Below are 24,466 nucleotides of genomic sequence, written 5' to 3' on the forward strand. Positions count from 1 at the left end.
CCAAACCTGTGAACAGTTCCCGCACCGCTCCCCGGCGCATCGGCTCAGTTCCCGCCGAGTCCTCTTCGCGTACGGCGGGCGGCAAGTACCCGATGTGGTTCGGCCCGGCCGACTCACCGCTGTTCGGCACCGTCCACGTGCCGTCCGGCGGTCGGGCGCGCGGCGGTGTGGTGCTGTGCCCACCACTGGGCAAGGAACAGGTCGATTCGTATCGCGGCATGACCCTGCTCGCGCAGAAGCTGTGTGCGCAGGGACTTCTGGTGCTGCGGTTCGACTATCGCGGCACCGGGGATTCGTGGGGCGATCAGGATCAGCCCGACGCGGTGGCGCACTGGCAGCGCAGCATCGTCGAAGCCGTCGCCTACGTTCGTGGTTGCGGGGTGAACGACGTCGGTCTCGTGGGTCTGCGCGTCGGTGCCTTGTTGGCGTGTTCGGTCGCCGCCGAGTGTGGCCCGCTCACCGCGATGACGCTGTGGGATCCGGTGGTCAGAGGACGGTCGTATCTGCACGAGCAGCGCGCGCTGTATTCGGTGAGCGTGACCACCGACTCCGACGCAGATCCCAGGGTGTCGATCATCGGCGCTGTGCTGCATCCCGATTCGGCTGCCGATTTCTCCGTGCTCGATGCCGCGAAGACGAGAACGGACGCGCCGGTGCTGGTGGCCACGCGCGCCGAGCGAGCCGATACCAAGCCCGTACGCAGGGTCGTCGAGACTCTCTCGGCTCAAGAACACATTCTGACCGCGCACGACGACTTTCTCGAGCCGAGTGATTTCGAGGTCGTCATCCCGACGTCCGACATCTCCTACCTCGCGACGTGGACGGCGTCGAAGTTCCCCGCGACGCCCGCGGCCGACGTCGCGGTGGAGCGTCGATCGCGATCAGTGGTCGACGGAATTCAGGAGAGCATCGAATACCTGGGCGCACAGCAGCTTTTCGCGATTCGGTCGTCCTCGGATCTGTGCCTGCCCGGTGGACCGACCGTGGTGTTGTATCCCACCGCCAACGAGCACCGTGTCGGTCCGGTCCGTATGTGGGTGGAACTGGCGCGGCTACTGCCTCGCTTCGGAGTGGCCACGGTGCGTTTCGATCGTCGCGGCACCGGCGAAAGCGGAACCGTGGCCGATACGGAGTTGACCCGGCTCTACAGCGACGAGGGCAACGAGGATGCACTCACCGCCGTCCGGCAGTCGGGGTCGACCCCGGCCAACGTCCTGGTGGCCGGAATGTGCTCGGGCTCCTGGTATTCCAGCTTCGCCGCCCGGGAACTGGGGGTTCGTGCCGCAGTACTGCTCAACACCCTGGACTGGACCACTCGTCGACTCGAATTCGTCAAGCGTTCCTCGATGCACATCGAGGAGACGGGACTGAAGGCTCGCGCACTCGACCGTCTGCACCACTGGGGTGTACGGACCAAGAATGCACTGCAGCCGCGAATCCCGTATGCCCTGTGGATCTGGCTCGGCCGGCGCGGATTGATCCAGGTTCCCGAGATCTCGTTGCGCATTCTCAGCGACCGCCGGGTGCAGACACGAGTTCTGCTCTCCCCCAACGACACCGCCTGGTTCGAGGCCAATCGGGGCCCGGAGGGAATGCGCCGGCTCCAGCGCCGATCGTCCGTGCCCACCGTCACCTCGTTCGAGTCCGGTGATCACTCGCTCTACGGTCGCGACCTGCGCGAGAACGTCCGAGCCGAACTTCTCGCGGCCACTGCTGCTGCGTTCGACCTCGAGATCACTGCTCCGTCGCCTCCCGTGCCGGTGGGGAAGGTTCGGTTGTGAAGCACCGCGCTCCCAGGATTGCGCCACCCAAACACGAGCAGCTCGAACAACTTCGGTGGTACCCGGTCGAACCGGCGCGGTTCGACCTGGGCCTGATGAACAGCCCGACGATGCCGGTGCCGACCGTGCCTCGGCACAATCCCGTTCACTCGGTCGATGTTGCTGCCGACGTCGTCGAACAGGCGACACCCGACACAGGACCGGGTTCGAAGGCGTCCGATCGCAACCTCGCGCTCAACTCGATGGCTCTGATGCTCTCGACGGCCATCACCGGCGCACTCGGCCTGCTGTTCTGGGCTGCGGCCGGTCGGCTCTATCCCGTGGCCGAGGTGGGCAGCGCGTCGGCGGTCATCACCTCCGCGGTGATGCTCTCCACGTTGTCCAATCTGAGCCTCGGTTCGATGTACGAGCGATTCCTGCCTATCTCGGGCCGGTTGGCCAAGTCGTTCATCGTGCGCGGCTACCTCACCGTCACCGCGTTCGCGTTCGTGCTCGGCGGCGGCTTCCTGCTGGTTGCGCCGGTGGACGAGATGTTCACCAACACCGCCGAAATCGTCTCGTTCCCGTTCTTCGTCGCAGTGCTCGCGGTGTTCGCGCTGCAGGATCAAACCTCCTCCGGCCTGGGCGTCGCCCGATGGGCGGCCGCCAAGAACGTCTTCCACGCCGTCTTCAAGTTCGTGTTGTTGTTGGCGCTCTTCTCGACCGAGCGCAGTACCTCGATCATCTCCGCCTGGGCCGTCCCCGCGATCGTGGCGTCGATCTTCGTCCTGCGCGCGATCCTGAAGAACGTCCGCACCGAACAGCGGTACGCAGGCAAGCCGGATCTGCCGCCCCGGCGTGAGATGTGGGCCTACTTCGGTTCGGCGTACGGCATCACCGCGCTCGGCTCGCTCGCTCCGCTGCTCGTGCCGATGATCGTCGTCGCCACCCTCGGTGCCGAGCAGAACGCCTACTTCTCGCTCACCTGGTCGATCGTCAGTGCTCTGTACATTCTGATCAGCGTGTTGATCGGACCGTACGTCGCCGAGGTCGCTGCCCACCCCGCGCAGTTCCACCGCCTGACGAAGCGGTTCATGACCCTGGTCTGCATCGTCGCGGTGGGTGGGTCGATCTTCCTGGCGTTCGTCGCGCCGTTCGGACTCGGCCTGATCGGCCAGGGTTATCGCGATCAGGGCACCATCATCGTGCAGTTGGCCGCGCTGACCATCCCGCTCTCCGTCGTCGGTTCCCTGTACGACGGTTTGGCTCGGGTCCGTCGGCGCATGCGACTGGCCGTGATCGTGCAGGTGGTGGCCACCTCGATCATCATCGGCGGTTCGGTGGCACTGTCGTCGTCGATGGGCATCGCGGCCGTCGGCTGGGCGTACCTCGCCGCGGAGGCGTTCGGCGCACTCGTTCTGATCGTGCCGCTCGTCCGATGGATTCGTGAGCTGTCCGCAGGCAGCAACGGCGAGTCCGGTGACGACCAGGGCCCGTCGGGCTCCCCCGGACCTCGCGGGCCGATCGACGACAGCGATGCCCGTCCACCTCGATCCCGCCACGGAGAACCCCGACACGCCGAACCTCGGCACCGGGAACCGCCCCGTCGCGAGCCACAGGACGGCCGGCCGCAGCTCGACGAACCGTCACCGCGTCGCATCCCTGTCCACGCTCAACACAGGACGGCACCATGACTCAGACCTATCGCGCCAGCTCACTGGACATGCTTCGGTCCGATTCGCGCATCGTGACCGTGCTGGGACCCGCGGACTTCGGTGATCTCGCACGAGTGCGGAGCCGGGTACTCGCACTGGCCTCGATCGGTCCTGCGACGCGGCTGGGCCTGCGCGCCGACCAGTCTTCGGTCGGCTGGGTCTACGAGCCGGAGCGGGTGGTCGAGCACATCGTCGAGGGACCCGCCGTCGATCACGAGCAGTTGGCCAAGGAGCTCACCGAGTTCTCGCACGCGTCCGTTCCCGAGATCACTCTGCGGATCCGTCTGGCCGGTCGCTACCTGTTCCTCGATCTCAATCACGGTATCGGCGACGCTCTGTTGCCGGTCGACCTGTTCGCCTACTTGGCCGACGCACGTCCCGACGCCCCGCTCCCGGCGTGGGCGAGTAGGCCCGTCGACGGTCATCCTCTCCGAAAAGCACTGTTGCGCTGGATCGTTCGAAATCCCAGGAAAGTCTTGGACACGATCCACGACCGCGTTCGTCCCGGCCCGAACCCGGAATACGCAGCCACCGCGCCTGCGCCGGACACCGCGTCGCCGACGGCATTTCGGCCGTGGGCACCGTCCGCGGCGGTGGCCACCGTGGTGACGCAGTCGGGTACCACCGATGCGATCCGGCGGTGGCGGGAATCCCACCTGCCCGGCGCGAGCGTCAGCGCGGTGATGTGTGCCGCCGTGGCTGCGGCGTTCGCGCGCACGTCGTTATCGCTCGATCGTTCCGCGGCGTTTCTGTTCGACTGCCGCCGCTACCTTCCGCCGTCGACGGTGGTGCTCGGCAACTTCGCAGCCGGGATCCGTTTCTCCGATATCGATCCAACCTCGGCTGGCGAGGTGCACGGGGCATTGTCCGGTGCCATCGCCAAGGGCCGTCCCATCGCATCCGCGACGATCAGCACCATCAAGTACAAGCGTGAACACAAGGCCGTCTCCGGGGTGTCAGCAGACCGAGTTCCGGTTCGCCCCAGAGTTCAGCTCATGTACTCCGATCTCGGTAGGGTCAGGCAGTTGGAGCAGGTCTCCTGGGTTGCCGAGCCCGCCGACCGCGCCTTCTTCGTGATCGCCGATCCGGGACTACCGGAGTCGGTGATGATCACGATGGAGACCATCGGTTCGGTCGTGTTCGTCTCGGCGTCGTTCCACGACAATGTTTTCGATCGCCACACAGTGCAAGCCGCACTCGATCTCGTAGCAGCGAACCCCCTCGCATTGCTGGCCCCTCAGGAGAAGACCGCATGACCATCGAAGCGAAGCGCCCCACCGAACCCGAAGCGAACAGTCCGACGTCGAGCACCGTTGCGCCTGCAACGAAGCGATCGGTCTTCGTTGCCCACGTCGCTCGGTGGGCGGGCTTGTCGGTGGTGCAGTTCGTTCTCGTCGAGTACATCGTCTCGGCCACGTGGCGGGGTCTCTACAGCTACCGGAACAACTACATCAGCGAGCTCGGCGTTCCCTTCTGCGGGCCTACCGGCAACTGGCCGTGCAGCCAGCTCTACGTGCTGCTGAACGCCTCGATGGTGCTGTTCGGTGTGGCAATCGCCGCGGTGGGCGCATCCTGGTACATCGTTCGCCGGATCGACGGCAGGGCCGCGTCGTTCTTCCTCGTGGCCGGCGCGGGTGCCATGACCGCCGGCTTGGTCAACCAGGGCGTGAACTACCCCATTCACTCGTTCGGAGCCACCGCGTTCTTCATCTTCGGAAACTTCGGCCTCGTCGTCGCAGGCGGGCACCGGAGTCTGCCGCGCGGTATTCGCATCGTCGTGACCGCGCTCGGTGCCGTCGGTCTGGCCGGTTACTTCGCCTACATGAGTGGTCACGAGTTCGGTCTCGGTATCGGAAGCATGGAACGCATCGCCACCTATGCGCTTCTCGTGGGCATAGTCGTGCTGTCGGTCTCGCAGTTCAACGCGACGCGAGTTCCGAAGAACGTCGACGAGACCGCGTGAGTCGTCATGCCGCATCGAGCCACGAGTCCGGAACGGGGACCGTCGAGGTTTCGCGGCTACCAGGAACCGGGCTCATCGTCGAGCCTCCACGTCGACGCTGGCCTTCCGTTCTGGCGTTCCTCGTCGTGCTGGGTCTGGTCGTCGCCGGAACCGTGTACGGGATGACGCAGCGCTCGGACGGAGCCGACCCCGACTCCACTGCGCAGGGCACCGTCGACGCCACCTCCACGACGTCGGCGTCCAATACCGAAGCCGCCAAGCCCGGATTCACCGTCTACGACGACTTCTCGGGCACGGCGGGCGATGCCATGTCGGACGACCGTTGGAGTCACGATGTCGGACAGACCGGTTGGGGCAACAACGAGAAGCAGGACTACACCGATTCGACCGAGAACTCGTCTCTCGACGGTGACGGCCACATGGTCATCAACGCGATGCGCAACGGTGACGGGTACACCTCGGCCCGAGTGACCACCAAGGACAAGTTCGAGTTCACCTACGGCCGCATCGAGGCCAGGATCAAGATGCCGGCCGGAGCCGGACTGCATCCGGCGTTCTGGATGCTCGGTACCGACCTGGACTCGGTCGGCTGGCCGCTGTCCGGCGAGATCGACATCATGGAGACGTTGAACCAGGCCGATCAATACCACACCGGAATCCATGCGCCCCAACCCGATTCGTTGACCAGCCAGAAGGTGGACGCAGGCGGGATTCCGCCCGAGCCACTGTCCGAGAACTTCCATACCTACTGGGTAGAGCGCTCTCCCGGCCGCGTGACCACCGGCATCGACGGCACCACCTTGGCCACGATCACTCCGGCAGACCTCACCGGCGGCAACGACTACTGGGTCTTCGACAAGCCGTTCTTCCTGCTGTTCAACGTCGCCGTCGCCGGTGACTGGCCCGGCCCCACCGACAACTCCACGCCGTTCCCGGCGACCATGGCGGTCGACTGGGTGCGGTATCGCGCCGACTGAGACCCCGCTCCACCTGCCCGTACGTGTCACCCGAAAGGACCCTCCCCGTGTTACCTCCCGCGCTCCCCAGACTGCAGTCTCCCGAATGGGACGGTGCCGTGTGGATCGGTGACATCGACCTGGAGCAGGATCTTCCGGACTCTCTCGTACTCGACGGTTCCGACGGTTACCACCGTGCCCGGTTGCTGATCCGACGCGGACCCGACCCGCTGGGCTTCGTCGAACTCGATGTCGTCGACGGCGCGGTCGCGGCAGACGATGCACGGAGGGCGGCGATGTCGCTCGCCCAGGTTCCGATGCCCGATGCCGTTCCCGAGACCGATCGAGCGTTGCCGCCGATCACCGTGGTGATCTGCACTCGTGACCGAGTCGATCATCTGCAGGGCGCGCTCGCGTCGGTGTCCGCTCTGGACTACCCGGATTTCGAGGTGGTCGTCGTCGACAATGCGTCTCCGACCGACGCCACGCAGCAGTACGTTCGCGGGTTGGACGACTCCCGTGTTCGCGTCGTGTCCGAGCCGACGGCGGGTCTGTCGAGAGCCAGGAACACGGGGTTACGAGCAGCGCGGCACGACATCGTCGCCTTCACCGACGACGACGTCGCCGTCGACGCGAGGTGGTTGCGCAGCATCGCCCGCGGCTTCGGGCGGGCCGAGCGGGTCACGTGCGTGTCCGGCATCGTGCCGAGTGGGGAGATCCGCACTCAGGCGCAGGCGTACTTCGATCGCCGCGTCGGATGGGCGAGTTCGGTGACGCCCCGGGTCTACGACCTGAAGAATCCACCGGCCGACGTGCCGCTGTTTCCGTTCCAGGTCGGGATGTACGGAACCGGAGCCAATTTCGCGGTCGACCGCGGACGGATGTTCGATCTGGGAGGATTCGACGAGGCATTGGGAGTGGGATCGCCGACCAACGGCGGTGAGGATCTCGACATGTTCTTCCGGGTGCTGATGGCCGGCGACAAGCTGGTGTACGAGCCTGCGGCCATCGTGTGGCACCGTCACCGCGCCGATCCCGAGGCGTTGGCGGTCCAGGCGCGCGGGTACGGACTCGGGCTCGGCGCGTGGCTGTACACGGTCGCCACCGACCGCAGATCCGCGAGCCTCGCGGCGAAGGTTGCCGCCCGCCGACTCGGCAGCGCAATTCGGTTGTCGGCCAAGATGAGCAAGGTCGCCTCCCCTCCCGACGATCTCGCTGCCGACCTGCCCGACGGTATCGGCCGGATGGAACTGCTCTCCATCGCCAAGGGCCCCGCGGCCATCCGGCGCAGCAGGCGCGAAGGTCGCGAGCGCACTCCGCTGGCGGGGGTGAGCCGTGAACCTGTCCTCGACTGATTCCGGATACCGGTCCATCGCAGATCTGCGGCACAAGCTGTTCGTTCCGTCCGACTGGACCGATTGGCCCGTCGGCACCACCGACTCCGCCGCAGGCACACGGCGGCGCGCGGGTAGCCGATTGCGCTACTCCGACATCAGCGTCCTCGCCGCCCTGTCCGGCCTGGCCTCGATGATCGCGCTGCCGACGCTGGTTCGCGTCGTGCTTCTGACGGTCCTGCTGTTCTTCGGACCCGGTGCCGCGATCCTGTCGTGGGTGCGCATCCCGCGCACCGCGGTTCCTGCCGCCCTGCCGATTCTGAGTATCTCGGTGGTGACACTGATGGTGTCGGCGGCGATGTGGGGCTACCGCTGGTCGCCCCGGATGTGGACGTTGTGGCTGTGCCTGGCCCTGATCGGCTCGTCGGTGCTCTGGTACCGCAAGCACGGCCGTCCCGACCTGCCGGTCTGGGTGGCGCAGGCACGTGAGGTCGTCTCGCCGTCGTCGCGAACGTCCGCCCTCGCTTCCGTGAAATTCGCTCTGACCGACCGAGAGACGTTGCGACGCAATGTTGCCGGCCTGATTCTGGCGTTGGCGTTCTTTCTGTGGCTGCCGTTGTTGCCCGGTCTCGAGCGCGCAACGTACTCGCAGTTCGGGCTGCTGACCGCCGGAACCGGCCCTGGTTTGGTGCTGTGCATGGTGCTGATCATGGCGGCGTTCCTGATCGCGCTGCGGCGTCATCAGCTGCGCACCATGCTGCTCGCCATCGGCCTGGCCATCGTGGTGCAGCGATTCACCGTCACCCTCGTCACCTCCGCTCCGATCTACGACTGGACGTACAAGCACGTCGCCGTCACCGAGTTCGTGCTCGATCTGAACCGACTGGCTCCGAGCGGCGTCGACATCTACAGCGAGTGGCCCAGCTTCTTCCTCGTCTCGGCCTGGTTCCAGCACGTCACCGGATACGACACGCTGGCTCTGGCGCACGTGTTCGCGCCGATGATCCACGTGGTGCTCGCGGCGGCCGTCTACGGACTGGCGCGGGTCATGAAGTTCGACAAACGCGCCGCGATCACGGCGGCGATGCTCGCCGAGGTCATCAACTGGGTGGGCCAGGACTACTACTCACCGCAGGCGTGGGCCGTTCTGCTCGCCGTGGGCTTCCTGGCGCTGCTGATGTCCTCCTCGCTCACCCGGTCCGCGGCGTTCCTGTCGATCGTTCCGTTCGCGGCGCTGGTCCCCACGCACCAGCTGACGCCGTACTGGCTGATGGCCGTCACCGGCGTGCTGCTGGTGACGCGGCGAGCCAAGCCGTGGTGGTTGATGATTCCTCTCGGGATCATCCTGCTCGGATACCTGTATCCGCGACTGCCGATCGTGGCACCGTACGGACTCTTCCAGGGGTTCGACCCCGTACAGAACGCCGCGAGCAACGTCGAGGCGGAGGGCGTGCTCGGCAAACAGATCACGTCCCTGGTCTGCCGCGCACTGTCCGGCGGGGTGTTCGTGCTGGCGTTCGTCTCGGCGATCTACGCCTGGCGTACCAAGAAGACGTTCTGGGCACCGATGGTGATGGCGTTCGGATCGATCATGCTGCTCGCCGGGCAGAGCTACGGCGGCGAAGCGATCTTCCGGGTGTACCTGTACGCGATTCCCGGCTGCGTGCTGTTGATCACGCCGCTGTTCCTGGCCCTGTTCGATCGCAAGCCCTCCCAGGATCGCCCGTCCCGGGCCCGCAGGCTCACCGCCCGGACATCGGTTGCGGTCGCGACGGCCGGGGCTCTCGGCAGTGCCGTGCTGGGCTTGCAGAGCTACTTCGGCCTGTGGCCGATCGTGCTCGAACACCGCGACCAGATCGACGACGCCCGCGCGGTCGCCGCACAGTCACCGTCCGGCACCGCGGTCACGATGCTGTACTCCTCGGGCTACCCGGCCCGGTCGACGTCGGACTACGGGCGCCTGACGGAGGCCAACGAGTACTGGGACGTCCCGCTCTACGCGCTGGGCCCCGAGTACATGGAAGGCTTCCCGACGCCGGAGAAGCTCGGCCAGATCGATTACAACGCGTCGGTCAGCGACACACCCACCTACATGGTCCTGACCCGTCAGTCGCTCGAGGCGATGCAGTACTACGGGTTCGTCGCCGACGATGCGGTCGCACGTTTCCGGCAGTGGCTCGCCACCAACTCGGCGTGGTCGGTGCGGTATCAGGACACCAACACGATCGTCTACCAGTACCGATCGCGTTGATCTCGTCACAAACTATGACGTGAATCTCCAAACAATCTCCCAGTTGGTTTGTTCGCGGCTTGACAAACTCGTAGCTTCTTTTAAGCTTGCTTTCAGTCAAAGGAAACAGGTTCTTACGCTTGAGAACGAGCGTTATGACACTGTCTGTGGATGCGGCGGGGGTCGATTCACGGAGTTCGGAGACATCTGCCCATCGCACTCGACCCATGTGGAATGGATATGTTGAATCGTCAGAATCCCCGCGTCAGTGTCGTCATCCCGACGCTCAACGAGGCCGCGAACCTTCGTCACGTCCTCCCCTTGCTCTCGCACGACTACGAGCTCGTGCTGGTCGACGGTGGATCCGTCGACGGCACCATCGACGCGGCGCGGGAGATCCGCGGTGACATTCGCATCATCAAGCAGACCCGCAAGGGCAAGGGCAACGCTCTCGCCTGCGGCTTCGAGGCCGCTACCGGCGACATCATCGTCATGTTCGACGCCGACGGTTCCGCCGATGCCGCCGAGATCCCGCGCTTCGTCGACGCCCTGATCGCCGGTGCCGACTTCGCCAAGGGCAGCCGGTTCTGCGAGGGTGGCGGAAGCCACGACATCACCCCGCTGCGCCGCGCAGGCAACGGTGGCCTGCACCTGGTGGCCAACACCCTCTTCGGGACTCGCTTCTCGGATCTCTGCTACGGCTACAACGCCTTCTGGCGCGACCTGGTGCCGGTGCTGGATCTCCCCGTCGTCGATCAGCCCGGTGCCGAGGGCATGATGCTCTGGGGCGACGGTTTCGAGATCGAGACCATCATCAACTGCCGCTTCGCCGAGGCGTCCGTGCGCATCGAAGAGGTGCCGAGCGTCGAATTGGCTCGCATCTACGGTCAGAGCAATCTGCGCACCTTCTCCGACGGCTTCCGGGTGCTGCGCACGCTGATGACCGAGCGCATGCGTGCCCGCAGGATCAAGCGCAAGTCCATCGTTCGGCCGTTGCGAGAGTCGGTCGACGCCCGCACCGACATGGACCTCGAGTTCGAGGCCCTGGAGTCGTACAACGAGGTTCTCGAACTCCGCGAGAAGACGGCGTGAGTCTGCCGACTTCCTCGGTCGTCATCTGCGCGTACACCCTGGCTCGGTGGTCCGAACTACAGGCTGCCGTGCGTGCCGTCCTCGATCAGGTCGTTCCGGCGGACGAACTGATCATCGTCATCGATCACAATGCGCAACTGGCCGAACGTGCGCGTGAGGAGTTCTCGCCGCTACACCGGACCGTGAACGTGGTGGAGAACAACCACCCACGTGGCCTCTCCGGAGCGCGCAACACCTCGCTCGACCTCGCGACCGGTGAGATCGTCGTCTTCTTGGACGACGACGCCTCACCGCGCACCTCAGAGTGGCTCGGAGCCATTCTGTCCCATTACTCGGACGATGCCGTGTACGCCGTTGGGGGCTCTGCATACCCGGTATGGCCGGACAAGCGTCCGGCCTTCTTACCGGCCGAGGTAGTGGGTGAACCCGGCGAACTCGATTGGGTCGTCGGGTGCACCTACCGCGGGCAGCCAACGGAAACCGCTCAGGTCCGCAATCTCATGGGCGCGAACATGTCGTTCCGCCGTGAGCCCGTCGTCGCACTCGGCGGGTTCGTCTCCGGCATCGGCCGGATCGGTCGAGTGCCGCTCGGTTGCGAGGAGACGGAGCTGTGCATCCGTCTGCGTCAGACGCATCCCGACGCCCAGATCGTGTTCGATCCCTCGATCGTCGTCGATCACACCGTCAGCGCAGATCGAACTCGTCCGCGCTACCTCATCACGCGCAGCTACGCCGAGGGCGTATCGAAGGCAGCGATCGCCCGGTTGATCGGGGCCGAGGACGCACTGTCCTCCGAGCGGGCATACACCGCCAAGATTCTTCCTCGCGCGGTCGGCCGGGAGACCAGCGCAGCGGCTCGCGGCAATCCCGTGCGCGCCTGGGGTGCGATGGCCGTGGTGGCCAGCGTCGGTGCAGCCGGAATCGGCTATGCCCGAGGAAGACTCAGTACGAGCCGCTAGCGGCACGTGCACAGAACCTCGTAGTCCACTACGAGTTACCGCTCACGACCTTCGGTGCCACCGAGGCCCTCTCCACGGAGTTCAACGCGCGCACGTGTCCGCGCGGTACACCCCCGCCGCGACCGACGAGCGTCAGCGTACGAGGTTCGTTCGGTGCCAGGTGGAACCACGAGTCGGATACCTCGAAGCCGTCGATGTCGACGCAGACGTACTGCGCCGGCCAGTCGGATCGGACGGTCAGTTCCCATGTTCCAGAATCTTTTTCGACAACATTCGCCGTCAGCCCCACCGTGTTCTGACGACTCTGCACGCCGACGAGCGCGGTGGATCGCGCCGCCTCGACGCCGCTGTCGTCCAGAAACAGGACCGTGACGGCGGAGTAGGTGCGGCTGCCGAAGCGGTAGGCGTGGTTGACGTCGGTGAACGTGCCGACGATGGAATCCACCGTCAGTGCGATGGATCCGTTCGCCGGGGCGCTCACCGTGCGTTCGAACTCGTGGCTGCCGCGGGAGGCGTGCAGCACCACTCGAACGGTGCCCGATCGCGCCGGCCCGTCGTTGACCAGTTCCACCGAATAGCCGTCGAGTCCGTTGTCGGACAACAGCAGTGCCACCGGGGCGCTGGCCCGCGCCAACGCGTAGAAGGGGGCCTTGCGCACACCGGCGGTGTCGACGATGCCCCAGCCCGCACCGGCGACGGTGTCTCGCAGCGTCAGCACGAGGGCTCCGGCGCACCCCGAGGATGCTCGACGCCAGTGGCCGAACGCTTCGATGAACGCTTCGACGATCGCCGCCCTACCGTAATCGAGATACAGCTCTGCATCGTCGCGCCGGATCAGGTGTGGATCGACGCCGAAGATCGTGCGTACGTAGTGATCGCGCACGTCCTCGAAATCCCAGGACGAGCCGCGGTCACGTGGGACGGCGGCCTTCCAGTCGGGGTGGTGACCGGCAACGGCCGCGGACCCGAAGAACTTCTCCACCTGCGCCCGTTCCGGGGGAACTGCGAAGGCCAGGCACTCCGCCGCGAAACGTACTCCGGCAGTGCGGATATCGGACAGTGGTCGGAGATAGCCGCCCACCCCGAAGTAGTGTGCGATACCGTCGCCCACGTGAGTGTGCAGTTCGCCGCTCACGCTGGACGGGCTCGATGTCACGTAGGCGACTCCGGGTACACGATCGGCGAGAAAGTTGGGAACGATGCTGTCCAGCATCACCATTCGCTGGTCCTCGGCTGCGAGTCCCAACATCGTGGGCTGCTGCTGCGTCTCGCTTCCACCACTGACAACCATCAGGGCAGGGTTGGCCGAGACCGTGTCGGCGAACGCGTCGAGCTCGCGGGTGACCGCTGCGGTGTACGTATCGTCGGTGGGCGGGTCGACGGTGCCGAACATGACGTCCTGCCACACCATGATGCCCAATTCTGCACACAGGGACCAGAATTCGGTCTGCTCGTACACCAGGGTGCCGACGATGCGCACCATGTTCAGACCCGCCGATCGGAGCTGCACGAGCGCCGCCCGCAGCTCGGGCTCGGGCGACCACAACCGCACCGGGTCCAGCGGGGTCCACGTTCCTCCGCGGCAGAAGACGGTCTCGTCGTTGACCGTCAGTACTGCGCCGCCTGCCGTACGGTCCAGCTCTACCGTACGAAAACCGACGACGCCCAGGGGATGGACGGTGCCGTCGACCTCGAGCGCCACGCGATACGTTAGCGGTCGGCCGTGTGTATGGGGCCACCAGAGTTCGACGTCGGGCAGCGTCACCGCTGTGTCGACGCGCTCGACCCTGCCGAGCTCGAAGGCCCTGTCGTCGATCAGGATTCGAGCCACCCCGGGAGCGCCCAGGTCGGCGCGCAGTGTGACGATGCCGTCGGTTCCCGATACTTCCGTCGTCAGGTCGACGCGACGCACGTCGGGGATGGGGGTCATCGTCACCGGACGCCACGGTCCGACGGGTACCGGAAGGGGTCCGTACACGGGTGCGCGACCGAGCATCGTCGTTCGCTCGTGTCGCAGCCCCTGCGCGGCGATCAGTGACGATCGCCACCGACCGCGGGGGCGTCGGGACTTCAGTTGAGCTGCAAGCGATTCGATGTGGACGGCGATGGTGACGGTGTCACCGCAGTCCGGCAGATCGAGGGTCTCGGGAACGAACATCGACGTCACGGTTCTGCGATGGACGCCATCGATCCAGATCCGGGCGCGGGTCGCGATGCCGCCGAAGCGCACTCGCACCCGGCGATGGTCACCGGTGGAGACGTGAGTGACGAACCACCAGTCGTGCTCGTCGGGGTCCACTGCGAGTGAGTGTCCGAGCGCAGTGGCAACCGTGCCCGGCACCACCGCGTCGACCCAGTCGAGATCGTCTCCTAGGTCGGCAGGGTCGAGAACAGAGCCGGCGTCGGTTCGGGCCAGCCGCCACCGAGCGCCGTCGAGCAGATCGATCACGTGCCCAATGCACCTGCAACGATGTCCATGGCGGCAGCCCAGTTCTTGCTCATCTCGATCAGCGGCTCGTCGAGCACCACATCCCGGCCACGTGCGGCGCGCGCCATCCGGAATTGAACGGCCTTGGCGCCGGAGGCGGCATCGAGGAAGTGCGGCGCTGCCGCAGCGGCTCCCGTGATGCCACGACCTTCGAGGTAGTGCACGTAGTTCGCCGCCAGTTCTGCCGTGGCACCGAATTGCCGGAGCAGGCCGAACGACCAGAGGTGGAATGCGTCGGGTCCCGCAGTCTGTACGAGCGGGATATCGGCGACGATGCGGCGAGCCAGAGCGTCGACAGGGTTGCCAGGAGCTCGACGCGCCAGATGAGCGCGAGCGACGTCGAGGTCTCGATCACCGAAACCCGCGTCGAGTACTGCAGGATCCACTCGAATCTGCTCGACGTAGGGCAGCAGCACCTCCGCGTGCGGCTCGGGGGCGAGATTGAATATCCCGTCGAAGTCGGCTCCGGTGAGCTCGAAATAGCCGCGGTTGTGGAAGTACCCCATCACCTTGGCGTCGCGATCGACGAGATTCGGCACGATGGTGGTCTTGGTGTGCTGGTTGCGATAGCTGGTTCCCGCCGTGTCGGGCAGCCAGAATCCGTCGACCTCCACGGTGACGTGGATGCCGTCTTCCAGGCCTTCGACGACGTGCTCGAGTACGGGACGCCACACGTTCATCTCGGCGACGCCGATGCCGTACAGGCTGCGTAGGTCCTCGGGGGCGATCTTCACGAAATCCCACTGTCGACCGTCGCATCCGGCACTCAGCACGAAGGCGAGAGCCGGAGTGGGATCTGCACCGAACGAGTGCAGAACTTCGATCCACAGGTCGACGTAACAGTTGGTCTCGGTCCAAATGCGGTCGTGATTGTGTATCGGGTGTGGTCGGTAACCGATGGGTTCGAGTTCGAGGACTCGTAGGCTGGTACCGAGCCTGTCCAGCACTGCATCGTTCGACATGAAGCCTCTCCTACCGGATCGAATGTCGGACGGTCCCCGAGCCGCATTTGTCCGTATTGCCTGTATCCAGGCCCCTAATCCTAACGAATCGGTTTGTTCTTCGCATTCGATCGGACGGTAAGATTGTTTTGCCCGGGCAAACTATTTCCAGGGCCACCATCTCGACAGCAGCGATACCCGATTCCGGTAACGCGGACAATCGCAAAGCGAGCAGTCGGTTCCGCGCCGGTAATGCCGGTGCGCAGCTTGTTCGTGATGACACTTGCACAATGGCTCTGAGCTGGGCACATGCCGAGTGTAGACAACACCTGACACATCCATGCCCAACTCGGGCAGGCAAGAGGAGGCACGAGCGTGATGCGCCGTTTCGCATCCAGCGCAGCGCTGGTCATCGGCTGGGCTCTGCTCGCAGGCGTCGCCGGAATGTTCCTCGTTCGCCAAGTCGGTGTGACCGAGATCACTTTTGTTGCGTTCGTCGTGGGGGCTCCGTATCTCGGCGTCGCCGCGATCGTCGCCGTGATCCTGTTCGCCGCAGCGCGCTCCCGCATCGGATCGGCCGTCGCAGTACTGATCACCGTTGCCGTCGTCGGCGTTCAGGTGCCGATGTTCCTCGCCGACGGACCGGACAACACCGGCCCGCAACTGTCGGTCCTGACGGTCAACGTCGCGCACGGCGATGCCGACGCCGCGTCCATCGTCGACGCGGTGCGGAGCAACGACGTCGACATTCTCGCGGTCCAGGAATTGACCCCGGAGGAAGTGGACGACCTGCAGGCCGCGGGCATCGACGACCTTCTGCCGTTCGCCTTCACCGCTGCGCTCCCGGTGGCCGATGGCACCGGGTTGTGGAGCCGCACTCCGCTGACCGACGGCATCCGCCTCGACAACTTCGGATTCGTACCGGTGCAGGCGAAAACCACCGTCGACGGACAGGATCTGACCGTCGTCTCCTTCCACGCGATGTCGCCTGCCACACCGCGCCACACCACCGAGTGGGCCGCCGACCTGGCCAGGATGCGGTCGATCATGGAGACCTATCAGGGCACCGTGCTCGTCGCGGGCGACTTCAACGCCACCAACGACCACCGGCAGTTCCGCACGCTGGCATCGTCCCCGTTCTCCGACGCGGCAGCCGGCGCCGGTGCGGGCCTGTTCCGCACGTTCCCGTCGGAACGTCCACTGGCGCGCTTGGATCACGTCGTGACGAGCGAGAACGTCCGCGCCCGGTCGGTCGAGCCGTTGCCGATCCCGGACAGCGATCACCTGGCGGTTCTTGCGCAGTTGCAGCTGCCCTGATCCGGGCGGCCGCGGATGCCGGTCAGAACCGCGGCAACTCGATGACCGGTGCAGGTGGCAACTGAATCTGCGGCAGCTGAATCTGCGGCAGGCCGGGAATCAGCGGCGGCGGCGCGGGCGCAGGCGCGGGCGCGGCGGGCGGCACGTATTCCGGCTCGGAATAGGTGCGAGCCGGGGCCTGAGCGGCCTCGGTGGTCGGCGGCACAGTGGTCGTCGGTGGCACGGTGGTGGGCGGTGCGGTGGTCCTCGGCGTCGTGGGCACCGCGGTGACGGGTGCGCTGGTCTCGACCGGTGAACTCGTCGGCTCCGTCGAGCTGCCGCCGTATCCGAGGGACAACCCGAGTGCGGCGATGGCAACGAGACCCCCTGCGACGAGCACTGCGCCGCGCACCTTGCGCTTGGAGTCGGCGGGCTTGTCTCCGGTGGGCTCGGGGCTCAACCAATCCGGAGCCCCGGTCAACGACGCGGGATCGGACGGAGACTGCCGAACGCCCGGTTGTGGGCTCGGTCGACGCGGCGCATCGGCCACCGGGGTCGCGAGCAGAGCTGCACCGCGTGCGGCCACCGACTCCGGGTCCGCCGGGGTCACGACGGGGAGGCCGATCCACGCACCGAGAATGGATTCCACCAGAGGAATGCGAGCTCCGCCGCCGATGAGGAAGAGAGCGTCGACGTGCTTGGGTGACCGACCGATCACGTCACGCACCAGCCGCGCCGAGTACTCGATCGGGACGGTCACCAGAGACTCGAACGACTCACGCGAGATCAGGATGACGCCGCCGTCACCGGGCAGGCACACCGCGCCACTGGTCGACAGCTGCTCCTTGGCCACCCGGCACCGCGCGGTGAACTCGCTCAGTTCCTGGTTGTCGGCAATGTCGACGCCCTGCTTGGCGAGCTGATTGTCCGAGATGAGCCGATCGAAGTCGTCGCCGCTGATGTCGATGGTGCGTTCGGCGAGCAGAACCTGACCGGTACCGCGGTCGATCACGCTGATCGTCAGTCCGGAGCTGCCCAGATCGTAGAGGGCGATGGTGCCGAAGTGGCCCAGCTCGCCCGAGGCCTCCAGATACTGCAACGCTGCTCGTGCCTCGGGAACCAGTCGGTAGTTGTAGAGCCGCTGGCTCGCCATTGCCTGCTGGATCTCGCCGAACTGTTGCTGGTCCCGATATGCGACACCTGTCGCTTGCACCGGTCCACCGTCGCCCGGCTGCGAGAGCACGACTCCGATCGACTCGGCGGCCAATTCCTCCGCGCGGTCCCAGTAGGCGTCGACGGTGTCGTGATGGAAATCGAGGCGGCCCGAATCCTGAGGGCGCGCGTCGGGACGAGCCATGCGCACAGCGCTGGCCCCCACCGACACACCGAGAACTTCGGTCATTACCCGCCTTCGGTCGACTTCCCCGTGAACACACGCCGAGACTGGATGTCACGAACCAGTCTCGATCCCCCGCCAATGGCACACTGTAGCGCGTCCCTCGGTGCTCAGTGCGGCACCCGAGCACAGCACTAGAGTTGCGGGCATGCGCGTTCTGTTCGTCTGTACCGGGAACATCTGTCGATCGCCCACAGCCGAGCGCCTTGCGGCTGCATTCGCACGAGAAGGTGGCTTCGAGCTCACCGCGAGCAGCGCCGGAACGCAGGGCTTGACCGGGCACGCCATGGATCCGACGGCGGCGACGGTGCTGACTCAGCTCGGCGGCGATCCGGACGGTTTCGTTGCCCGACGCCTCACGCCCGCGATCGCGTCCGACGCCGATCTCGTGCTGACGATGACGGCGGCACATCGCGACGCCGTCCTGGCTCTCGCACCGCGGCAGATGCGTCGCACCTTCACTCTGCTGGAGGCGTCGGGCCTCGTCGCCGCATCGGGCGCGCAGTCCATCGCGACCCTGGCCGACGCACGGGCGGTGCACCGTGTCGACACACTCGACATCGGCGATCCGTACCGGCGTGATCATTCGGTGTACGAACAGGCCGGGGAGTCCATCGCGGAGGCGCTGCCCCATGTTCTGCGGTTGTCGACGCAGTGAACGTCCATCTCTCACCGCCCCGCTCGCTGAGGTAACGTTCTCGCATCATTGCCGACCATCCGGGTCCGGCCACGGCGTTAGGGTCTGTGCATGCGCGACAAGGTCATCGCGTCGGCAGCAGTGGCGAGCGCCGGAGTGGCAGTCGCAGTCGGCTTGACCATCGGTGCTCTCGGTGGCGCGTTCGACGACACGAGCCAGACCGTTCGTCCGCCCGCTCTGAAGTCGGACAGTCTGAGTTCGGTCGAGACGACACCGACGTCGACGATCGTCATCGTGCCGCCCTCGCCCACCTGGCAGGTCGCGGTACCCACCACTGCTCGTCCCACGACGACCACTCCGGATCGGTCCGAGACCACGACGCGAAGCCCGCGCCGAACCCCGTCCTCGGATCGAACGACCACCACCTCCGCGGAAAATTCGGACGATTCCGACGACGAGAGCAGCACCACCGAATCCGAATCCGACTCCGGGCGCTAGGGTACCGGCCGGGGGTTATCGGCTCGGCTTCGTCAGCGCTGCGTTGTCGCCGATTCGCAACGCGGCCACCAGTTCTCGGTAGAGCGAGTCGGTGTTCATGAGCTCGGAGTGCGTGCCCCTGGCGCGGACCACTCCGTCCTCCATCACCAGGATCGTGTCGGCGTCGAGCACGGTGGACAACCTGTGCGCGATGGTCACGACGGCGGAGTCGGCCGCGATCGATCGGATCACCTCGTGGATTGCCGCCTCGGTGCGGCCGTCGACCTGCGCTGTGGCCTCGTCGAGCAGAAGGATTTCCGGACGACGAACGATGGCTCTGGCCAATGCAATTCGTTGACGCTGCCCTCCGGAGACGGTCGATCCGATCAGGTCGGTGTCCAACCCTTCGTCCAGCGCGCGGATCGCCGAGTCCAGGTGCACCGACTCGAGCGCCGCCCAGATGTCGGCTTCGCTGGCCTCGGGATGGCTGAACAGGAGGTTCTCGCGGATCGAGCCGGGAAGCACCGGCGTCTCCTGCTCCACGTAGGACAACCGCGCTCGCACTTCGTCGATGGTCAGCTCGTCGTACGGGGTTCCGCCGAGCCTGATCTCGCCGGACTCGGGGGTCAGGAAGCGCAGGATCAACGAGAAGACGCTGGTCTTGCCTGCTCCCGACGGTCCGACGATCGCGGTGTGTCCACGCGCGGGCACCTCGAGGTCCATCCCGCGCACGGCCGGCTCCCTACCCGGTGCGTATCGTGCTGTGACGCTGCGGAATTCGAGGGCCGGAGCGGGCGCACGGGTCTTCTCCGACCGGTTCGAAGCCGTCTCCCCTTTCTCGGTGACCAGGTCGTCGATCTGGCGAATACGGGCCGCCGCAGCCATACCGGCCTGCAGTGCGGTGATGTTCGTGGCCAGTGTGGACACCGGGCCCATCACCTGGAATGCGTACAGCAGAAACGCGATCAGGCTGGACACGGCCAGCGCTCCGGTACTGACGCGATAGCCGCCGAGGCCGAGGATTCCGATGATCGCCAACTGCACTCCGCCTCCGGCGAACGTCCATGCCAACGCGGAGATCTTGACCGCCCTGACGCTGTGCTGAGCGGAGATTCGCGCCTCGGAGATGACTCGCTCCGATTCGCGAGCCTCGGCCCTGCTGGACTTGACGGTCCGAATCGCCCGCAGCGTGCCGTCGAGAATTCCGCCGAGGCGGCCCACTGCCTCCTGGGATTGCCGCTGTGCGACGGCGATCGGAGGCATCAGGCGAGCGAACAGCACCGCGATCGCAATGATGGCCACGGTGATCGCGCCGAGCAGCACCAAATCCAGCACAGCCATGAGAATCAGTGCGCCCACGAGGCCGACCACACTGTTGACTATGGCCACCAACGCATTCGAGGTGGCCTCGCGCAGCAGAACGGTATCGGAGGTGACCCGGGTGACGAGCTCTCCGGTGGGTCGAGTGCCCAGACTTCCCACCGTGGCACCGAAGTACTTGCGCACAATGGATTTACGGGCGTCGAGGACCACGCGTTCGGCGAGGACCCCCAGCACGATCCACTGCAGGTAGAGCACCAGCGAACCCACCACGAGAAGAGCCACCAGAATCAGCACCGGCTGGATCAAGGAGGCGTCGGTGCCGAGGCCGTCGAGCACTCCTTTGGCTACCATCGGCGTCGCCAGTGCCGCTCCGGTGCCGACGAGGCCGAGTGTCAAGCCGAGCGACAGGGTGCGACGGTGCGGGCGGACGAACTGCCACAGCACACGCAGATTCGGGACCGTTATCTTCTTCTTCTCTGCGGTAGCGATCTGCACGTCGACCATGGCACCAGTGTGCCGGATGGGGCGGTCGGGCTAGGTCGCGTCCCAGATCATGTGCACGGTCGTACCGTTCTGGTCCGAGGTGACGGCGGCGCTGTCGGCCAACGCCCGCATGAGCGGCACGCCCCGCCCGCGGTTGGGATCGGAGTTGTGCGATGCCCAGTCGCCGCGATCGGTCACTTTCACTTCTATTCGCCCCTCCGCGGCACACGAGACTCGAATGTCGAGTGTTCCGCGGTCGGTGTGGTCTCGGTATGCGTGCTCGACGCTGTTCGCTATTGCCTCGTACGTGGCGAGCACCACGTCGTACGCACGATCGGGGTCGACGCCCACATTGCCCAACCAGTCACCGAGCTCACGACGAAGCTCCGACGCTCGATCGGCGTCGGCAGGTTCGCCGGTGAACAGCAGTTCTTCCATTCGCGCACCTGCCGTCGAGATGGAACTGTCGGTACGTGAGTCGTCACCTCCGGAGAGAGTCGCCATCATGAATCCCGTCTACCCAAAAGTTCAGGATCTACCCGCGTGAAGTGCAACGAATGCTTCGTCGACCGTTGCATAGATTCCGAACACCTCGTCCAGACCGACGAGAGTGAGGGGACGACCGGTGGCCGGACCATCCGCGACCACGGCAAACCCGGCGTTGCCACCGAGTTGCTGATGCGTCGACGCCAACAGGGACATGCCGGCGGACGCGAGAAATCCCACATCACTGAGATCGATCACCACAGCCGTCGGCGATTTCTCGAGCACGATAGCTACCGACTCGGACAGATCGGGAGCAGTCACCAGATCCAGTTCACCGGACACCGCCAGAACCACGTCCCGGTCACGCCATTCCACGATCACATCGAAGTGCTGGGGCCCGAGGCCCGTGTCGTCCGCAGTCACACGCCGACTTTACCCCGGCCCACCCTGGCCGACCTTCTTCCACTCGGCCGAGTGGCCCGACTCCCACTAGGCTCGCTTCGATGATCGAGGCACTGCAGGGAGCGGACCGTCGTCGATCGTTCGGTGAGTACCTTGCGGTCACCGTCGGTGGCGGGGTCGGTGCGGCGTTGCGATACGAGGTCTGGACGTGGCGAGGATCGCCGAGGTGGCTGTTGATGAGCACGTTCGGAGTCAACGTGTTCGGGTGCCTCGTCGTCGGCTCTGCCCTGGGCTACCTGTGGGGACGGCCCGCCCCGGTTGCCCGCGCCGCCCTGTTCGGGCTGGCGTGCGGGTTCACCACCTTCAGCCTGTACGCGTTCCAAGCGGTGACGCATCGCGGTGCATGGAATTCGGTGGTGTATCTGGTGGGAACGCCGATCATCGCGTTGACCGCCATGGCACTCGGCGCGGCGATCACCAAGCCGAGGCCGAGCAGCATTCGATGACGACCATGATTCTGGTGGCCGTCGGGGGTGGGCTGGCTGCGCTCGGGCAGTTCGTGTTCTCGTACGCCATCAGGTCCAGGCGACGGTTGTCCGCGCTCAATCTGCTGGCGTGTGCGGCATTGGGGTTGGTGTTCGCTCTCGATCCACCGGACCGGTTTCGTTCGCTGGTGGGCATCGGATTTCTGGCGTCGGTGGCCCCGTTGGCCACGGTGGCGCTGGCTACGCTTCGGCTCACCAGAAGCCAGGAGTACCGCAGCGCAACAGTATTTTTCGCTGCCAACGTGGTGGGTGGAATCGCTGCCGTGATGTTCGGATTCCTGGCGTGGAAGTCCGGCATCACGCTCTATCACAAGATTTTCTGACCCGCTCGGATCAGTCGTCCGCCGAGTTCTCGCACGGTCCCTGTACGCCCGCCTTGACGAAGCCCGCGATCTGGTAGAGGTAGGTGAACTCCCATTCGACGAGGGAGAAGTCGTAGGCACGTGGCGTCGGACGCATCGTGACGGTTCCGTCGAAGCACTGGTCGAAGATGTACCGGGCGCGGGGTAGGTGGTAGCGCCACGTGACGACGATGACGTGATTCCACCCTCGCTCGCGGGCGAGTTCCTCGGTGAACATCGCTTCTCCGCGTGTGGTCGACGGAGTCGGCGGAATGCACAGCACCTCGAACTCGGTCGTCGATGCCGCGCAGTACTTCTTCATGGTCGGGTCGCGGGAACCGTAGGGATCGGAGAGCACCACCGTCTTCGCCAGACCCTGCTCGGCGAGCGAGATGCCGTACGCCTCGCGGCCGTCGTGTTCGCCGCCCAGTACGACGATCGCGTCGGCCGTGGTCATCGGATCGACGCGAGCCTTCGTGAACGCGACGTAGCCGCCCACACCGATCGCAGACACCAGGACAACCGGGATCGCGAAGGCCAGAAACAGCAACAGACGTCCGCGGAACACCTCACCAGGTTAAGGAAGGTGCACCGCGGGCGCGCGGTCAGAGACTCGGATCACTCACTCGGCTGAGGCACGGTGACGTTGCAGTCGGTGACCTCGGGGTTGATGCCGAGGTAGTTGAGCGGTCCTGCGACGACAGTGAGGGCGATGGTGCCCGCTCCGCCGCAGTTCTCGGGTGCGCTCTCGAAGTAACCACGTTGGTACGACGCGAATGCACCGATGATGAGCCAGACCAGAACGATCAACGTAACGAATCTCATGGTGCCCCCTAAGGCGGTCAGCCGCCGTTCGGCTGTCGAGAGTGACGTATGTCCGATTGTCGCAGTGTTCAAACCGCAGTCATTCGCTCCGCCTGGACAGTGTCTGCGACAGGTAGTCGCTCAGTGCCTGTTCCTGGACGCGATCGAGGGCACGCGCCAACTCCGCCTGTGCCGATTTCATCGCCAGGCTGCGCATCTTCTCGAACATCTCGGTGGTCTCGGCCACCTCCCCCGACTTGGGGAGCCACCCCGGACCGTGTTTCGCGGCCAGATGGTCGGTCACGCTCCCCACCATCGATTCGGCGATGGCGTTCATCTTCGATGCGGTTCTCTCGTGCTGGTCGAGGAGTTCCTCCAGGGTGAAGCCGTACTGGCTCAGATCGACGAACACCTCGAGGAGAGTGGGATCGAGTATCTCGGCCTGATCTCCGTCGATTCTGATCAGTTTCGCTTCGATGAGTCGGGCAACGATGTCGTCGTTGTCCTCACCGAGAAATTGCGCAATCAGTTCGACGGGGATGACCGTGGTCTCGGTCGACGACCACTTGCGGGTCACGATTTCCTGCAGGCCGAGGATTTCTTCCAGGTCCTTGCCCTGCTCCCAGCCCGAGAGGAAATCCGCGATGTGCGCCGAGGTGAACCCCCGTTGCAGCAGCGAGTCGATCACCTTGAGTCGAGTCAGGTGATCGTCGTCGTAGATACCGACGCGACCGCGGAGCGTGGGCGGCGGAAGCAGTCCTCGTTCCTGGTACGCCCGCACGTTGCGAGTGGTCGTCTTGGCCTCTCGGGCCAAGTCGTCGATTCGATACTCCACCGA

Annotated in this window: 23 protein-coding genes; 14 read left to right on the forward strand and 9 right to left on the reverse strand. The window is 65.5% G+C overall.

Going from position 1 to position 24,466, the window contains the following annotated elements; genetic code table 11:
* The first annotated feature begins 8 nt into the window (after positions 1–8).
* From CH291_RS06120 to CH291_RS06160, 9 genes are all read left to right on the forward strand, one after another.
* Positions 9–1,781, forward strand: a complete 1,773-nt coding sequence (locus CH291_RS06120; protein ID WP_256980745.1) for an alpha/beta hydrolase — start codon at positions 9–11, stop codon at positions 1,779–1,781.
* Entirely contained in the window at positions 1,778–3,454 is a 1,677-nt protein-coding gene (locus tag CH291_RS06125; protein WP_179276448.1) for a lipopolysaccharide biosynthesis protein, read from the forward strand. The genes CH291_RS06120 and CH291_RS06125 overlap by 4 nt, the downstream gene beginning before the upstream one ends.
* Positions 3,451–4,731 (forward strand): hypothetical protein, encoded by a 1,281-nt coding sequence (locus CH291_RS06130; protein WP_094686910.1) that lies wholly within the window; start codon positions 3,451–3,453, stop codon positions 4,729–4,731. The genes CH291_RS06125 and CH291_RS06130 overlap by 4 nt, the downstream gene beginning before the upstream one ends.
* A complete protein-coding gene (locus CH291_RS06135) occupies positions 4,728–5,438 on the forward strand; it encodes a DUF998 domain-containing protein (RefSeq protein ID WP_094686911.1) in 711 nt (236 codons plus the stop codon). Before CH291_RS06130 ends, CH291_RS06135 begins: the two co-directional genes overlap by 4 nt.
* A complete protein-coding gene (locus CH291_RS06140; RefSeq protein WP_256980746.1) occupies positions 5,435–6,415 on the forward strand; it encodes a glycoside hydrolase family 16 protein in 981 nt (326 codons plus the stop codon). Before CH291_RS06135 ends, CH291_RS06140 begins: the two co-directional genes overlap by 4 nt.
* 47 nt (positions 6,416–6,462) lie before the next feature.
* Entirely contained in the window at positions 6,463–7,749 is a 1,287-nt protein-coding gene (locus CH291_RS06145; RefSeq protein WP_255183129.1) for a glycosyltransferase family 2 protein, read from the forward strand.
* A complete protein-coding gene (locus CH291_RS06150; RefSeq protein ID WP_094686912.1) occupies positions 7,730–9,979 on the forward strand; it encodes a hypothetical protein in 2,250 nt (749 codons plus the stop codon). The genes CH291_RS06145 and CH291_RS06150 overlap by 20 nt, the downstream gene beginning before the upstream one ends.
* Before the next feature lie 213 nt (positions 9,980–10,192).
* The gene (locus CH291_RS06155; protein ID WP_094671392.1) at positions 10,193–11,050 is read left to right on the forward strand and encodes a glycosyltransferase family 2 protein; all 858 of its coding nucleotides are present in this window, start codon (positions 10,193–10,195) and stop codon (positions 11,048–11,050) included.
* Positions 11,047–12,009 carry a glycosyltransferase family 2 protein gene (locus tag CH291_RS06160; RefSeq protein ID WP_094686913.1) on the forward strand — a complete coding sequence of 321 codons (963 nt, stop codon included), beginning with the start codon at positions 11,047–11,049 and terminating at the stop codon, positions 12,007–12,009. Before CH291_RS06155 ends, CH291_RS06160 begins: the two co-directional genes overlap by 4 nt.
* Before the next feature lie 28 nt (positions 12,010–12,037).
* Here the strand turns inward: CH291_RS06160 and CH291_RS06165 are convergent, their stop codons facing one another.
* Positions 12,038–14,458 (reverse strand): glycoside hydrolase family 2 protein, encoded by a 2,421-nt coding sequence (locus CH291_RS06165; RefSeq protein ID WP_094686914.1) that lies wholly within the window; start codon positions 14,456–14,458, stop codon positions 12,038–12,040.
* Complete coding sequence (locus CH291_RS06170) at positions 14,455–15,459, reverse strand: DUF1839 family protein (RefSeq protein WP_094686915.1); 1,005 nt, start codon at positions 15,457–15,459, stop codon at positions 14,455–14,457. Before CH291_RS06170 ends, CH291_RS06165 begins: the two co-directional genes overlap by 4 nt.
* Before the next feature lie 357 nt (positions 15,460–15,816).
* Here CH291_RS06170 and CH291_RS06175 point away from each other — a divergent pair, with 357 nt between their 5' ends.
* Positions 15,817–16,755, forward strand: coding sequence for an endonuclease/exonuclease/phosphatase family protein (locus tag CH291_RS06175; RefSeq protein ID WP_094686916.1), 939 nt, complete (start codon positions 15,817–15,819; stop codon positions 16,753–16,755).
* 22 nt (positions 16,756–16,777) lie between these two features.
* On the opposite strand, the gene CH291_RS06180 is transcribed toward CH291_RS06175, so the two are convergent.
* Positions 16,778–18,136: an Hsp70 family protein gene (locus CH291_RS06180; RefSeq protein ID WP_094640798.1), complete on the reverse strand. Its 1,359-nt coding sequence runs from the start codon at positions 18,134–18,136 to the stop codon at positions 16,778–16,780.
* 142 nt (positions 18,137–18,278) lie between these two features.
* Here CH291_RS06180 and CH291_RS06185 point away from each other — a divergent pair, with 142 nt between their 5' ends.
* Positions 18,279–18,788 (forward strand): arsenate reductase/protein-tyrosine-phosphatase family protein, encoded by a 510-nt coding sequence (locus CH291_RS06185; RefSeq protein ID WP_082898757.1) that lies wholly within the window; start codon positions 18,279–18,281, stop codon positions 18,786–18,788.
* Positions 18,789–18,878: 90 nt separating this feature from the next.
* Positions 18,879–19,265 carry a hypothetical protein gene (locus CH291_RS06190; protein ID WP_094640797.1) on the forward strand — a complete coding sequence of 129 codons (387 nt, stop codon included), beginning with the start codon at positions 18,879–18,881 and terminating at the stop codon, positions 19,263–19,265.
* Between the two features lie 15 nt (positions 19,266–19,280).
* Here CH291_RS06190 and CH291_RS06195 read toward each other — a convergent pair whose 3' ends face one another.
* The 3 genes from CH291_RS06195 to CH291_RS06205 are packed head-to-tail and all read right to left on the reverse strand — an operon-like array spanning position 19,281 to position 21,914.
* Positions 19,281–21,071: an ABC transporter ATP-binding protein gene (locus CH291_RS06195; RefSeq protein ID WP_094686917.1), complete on the reverse strand. Its 1,791-nt coding sequence runs from the start codon at positions 21,069–21,071 to the stop codon at positions 19,281–19,283.
* A gap of 30 nt (positions 21,072–21,101) precedes the next feature.
* On the reverse strand, positions 21,102–21,557 hold the full coding sequence (locus CH291_RS06200; RefSeq protein WP_068055479.1) for an ATP-binding protein: 456 nt from the start codon (positions 21,555–21,557) through the stop codon (positions 21,102–21,104).
* A 21-nt stretch (positions 21,558–21,578) separates the two neighbouring features.
* Entirely contained in the window at positions 21,579–21,914 is a 336-nt protein-coding gene (locus CH291_RS06205; RefSeq protein ID WP_373454883.1) for an STAS domain-containing protein, read from the reverse strand.
* 125 nt (positions 21,915–22,039) lie between these two features.
* Here CH291_RS06205 and CH291_RS06210 point away from each other — a divergent pair, with 125 nt between their 5' ends.
* On the forward strand, positions 22,040–22,444 hold the full coding sequence (locus CH291_RS06210) for a fluoride efflux transporter FluC (RefSeq protein ID WP_094686918.1): 405 nt from the start codon (positions 22,040–22,042) through the stop codon (positions 22,442–22,444).
* Positions 22,441–22,806, forward strand: a complete 366-nt coding sequence (locus tag CH291_RS06215; RefSeq protein WP_179276449.1) for a CrcB family protein — start codon at positions 22,441–22,443, stop codon at positions 22,804–22,806. Before CH291_RS06210 ends, CH291_RS06215 begins: the two co-directional genes overlap by 4 nt.
* 10 nt (positions 22,807–22,816) lie before the next feature.
* On the opposite strand, the gene CH291_RS06220 is transcribed toward CH291_RS06215, so the two are convergent.
* The 3 genes from CH291_RS06220 to CH291_RS06230 all read right to left on the reverse strand — a co-directional run bounded on the left by CH291_RS06220 (position 22,817) and on the right by CH291_RS06230 (position 24,463).
* Positions 22,817–23,392 carry a YdcF family protein gene (locus CH291_RS06220; RefSeq protein WP_094640794.1) on the reverse strand — a complete coding sequence of 192 codons (576 nt, stop codon included), beginning with the start codon at positions 23,390–23,392 and terminating at the stop codon, positions 22,817–22,819.
* 50 nt (positions 23,393–23,442) lie between these two features.
* On the reverse strand, positions 23,443–23,649 hold the full coding sequence (locus tag CH291_RS06225; protein ID WP_094686920.1) for a hypothetical protein: 207 nt from the start codon (positions 23,647–23,649) through the stop codon (positions 23,443–23,445).
* A gap of 79 nt (positions 23,650–23,728) precedes the next feature.
* Positions 23,729–24,463 carry a MerR family transcriptional regulator gene (locus tag CH291_RS06230; protein WP_256980747.1) on the reverse strand — a complete coding sequence of 245 codons (735 nt, stop codon included), beginning with the start codon at positions 24,461–24,463 and terminating at the stop codon, positions 23,729–23,731.
* Positions 24,464–24,466 lie beyond the last annotated feature (3 nt).

This window comes from Rhodococcus sp. 14-1411-2a (genome assembly GCF_002259485.1).
In the GTDB taxonomy this organism is placed as follows: Bacteria; Actinomycetota; Actinomycetes; order Mycobacteriales; family Mycobacteriaceae; genus Rhodococcoides.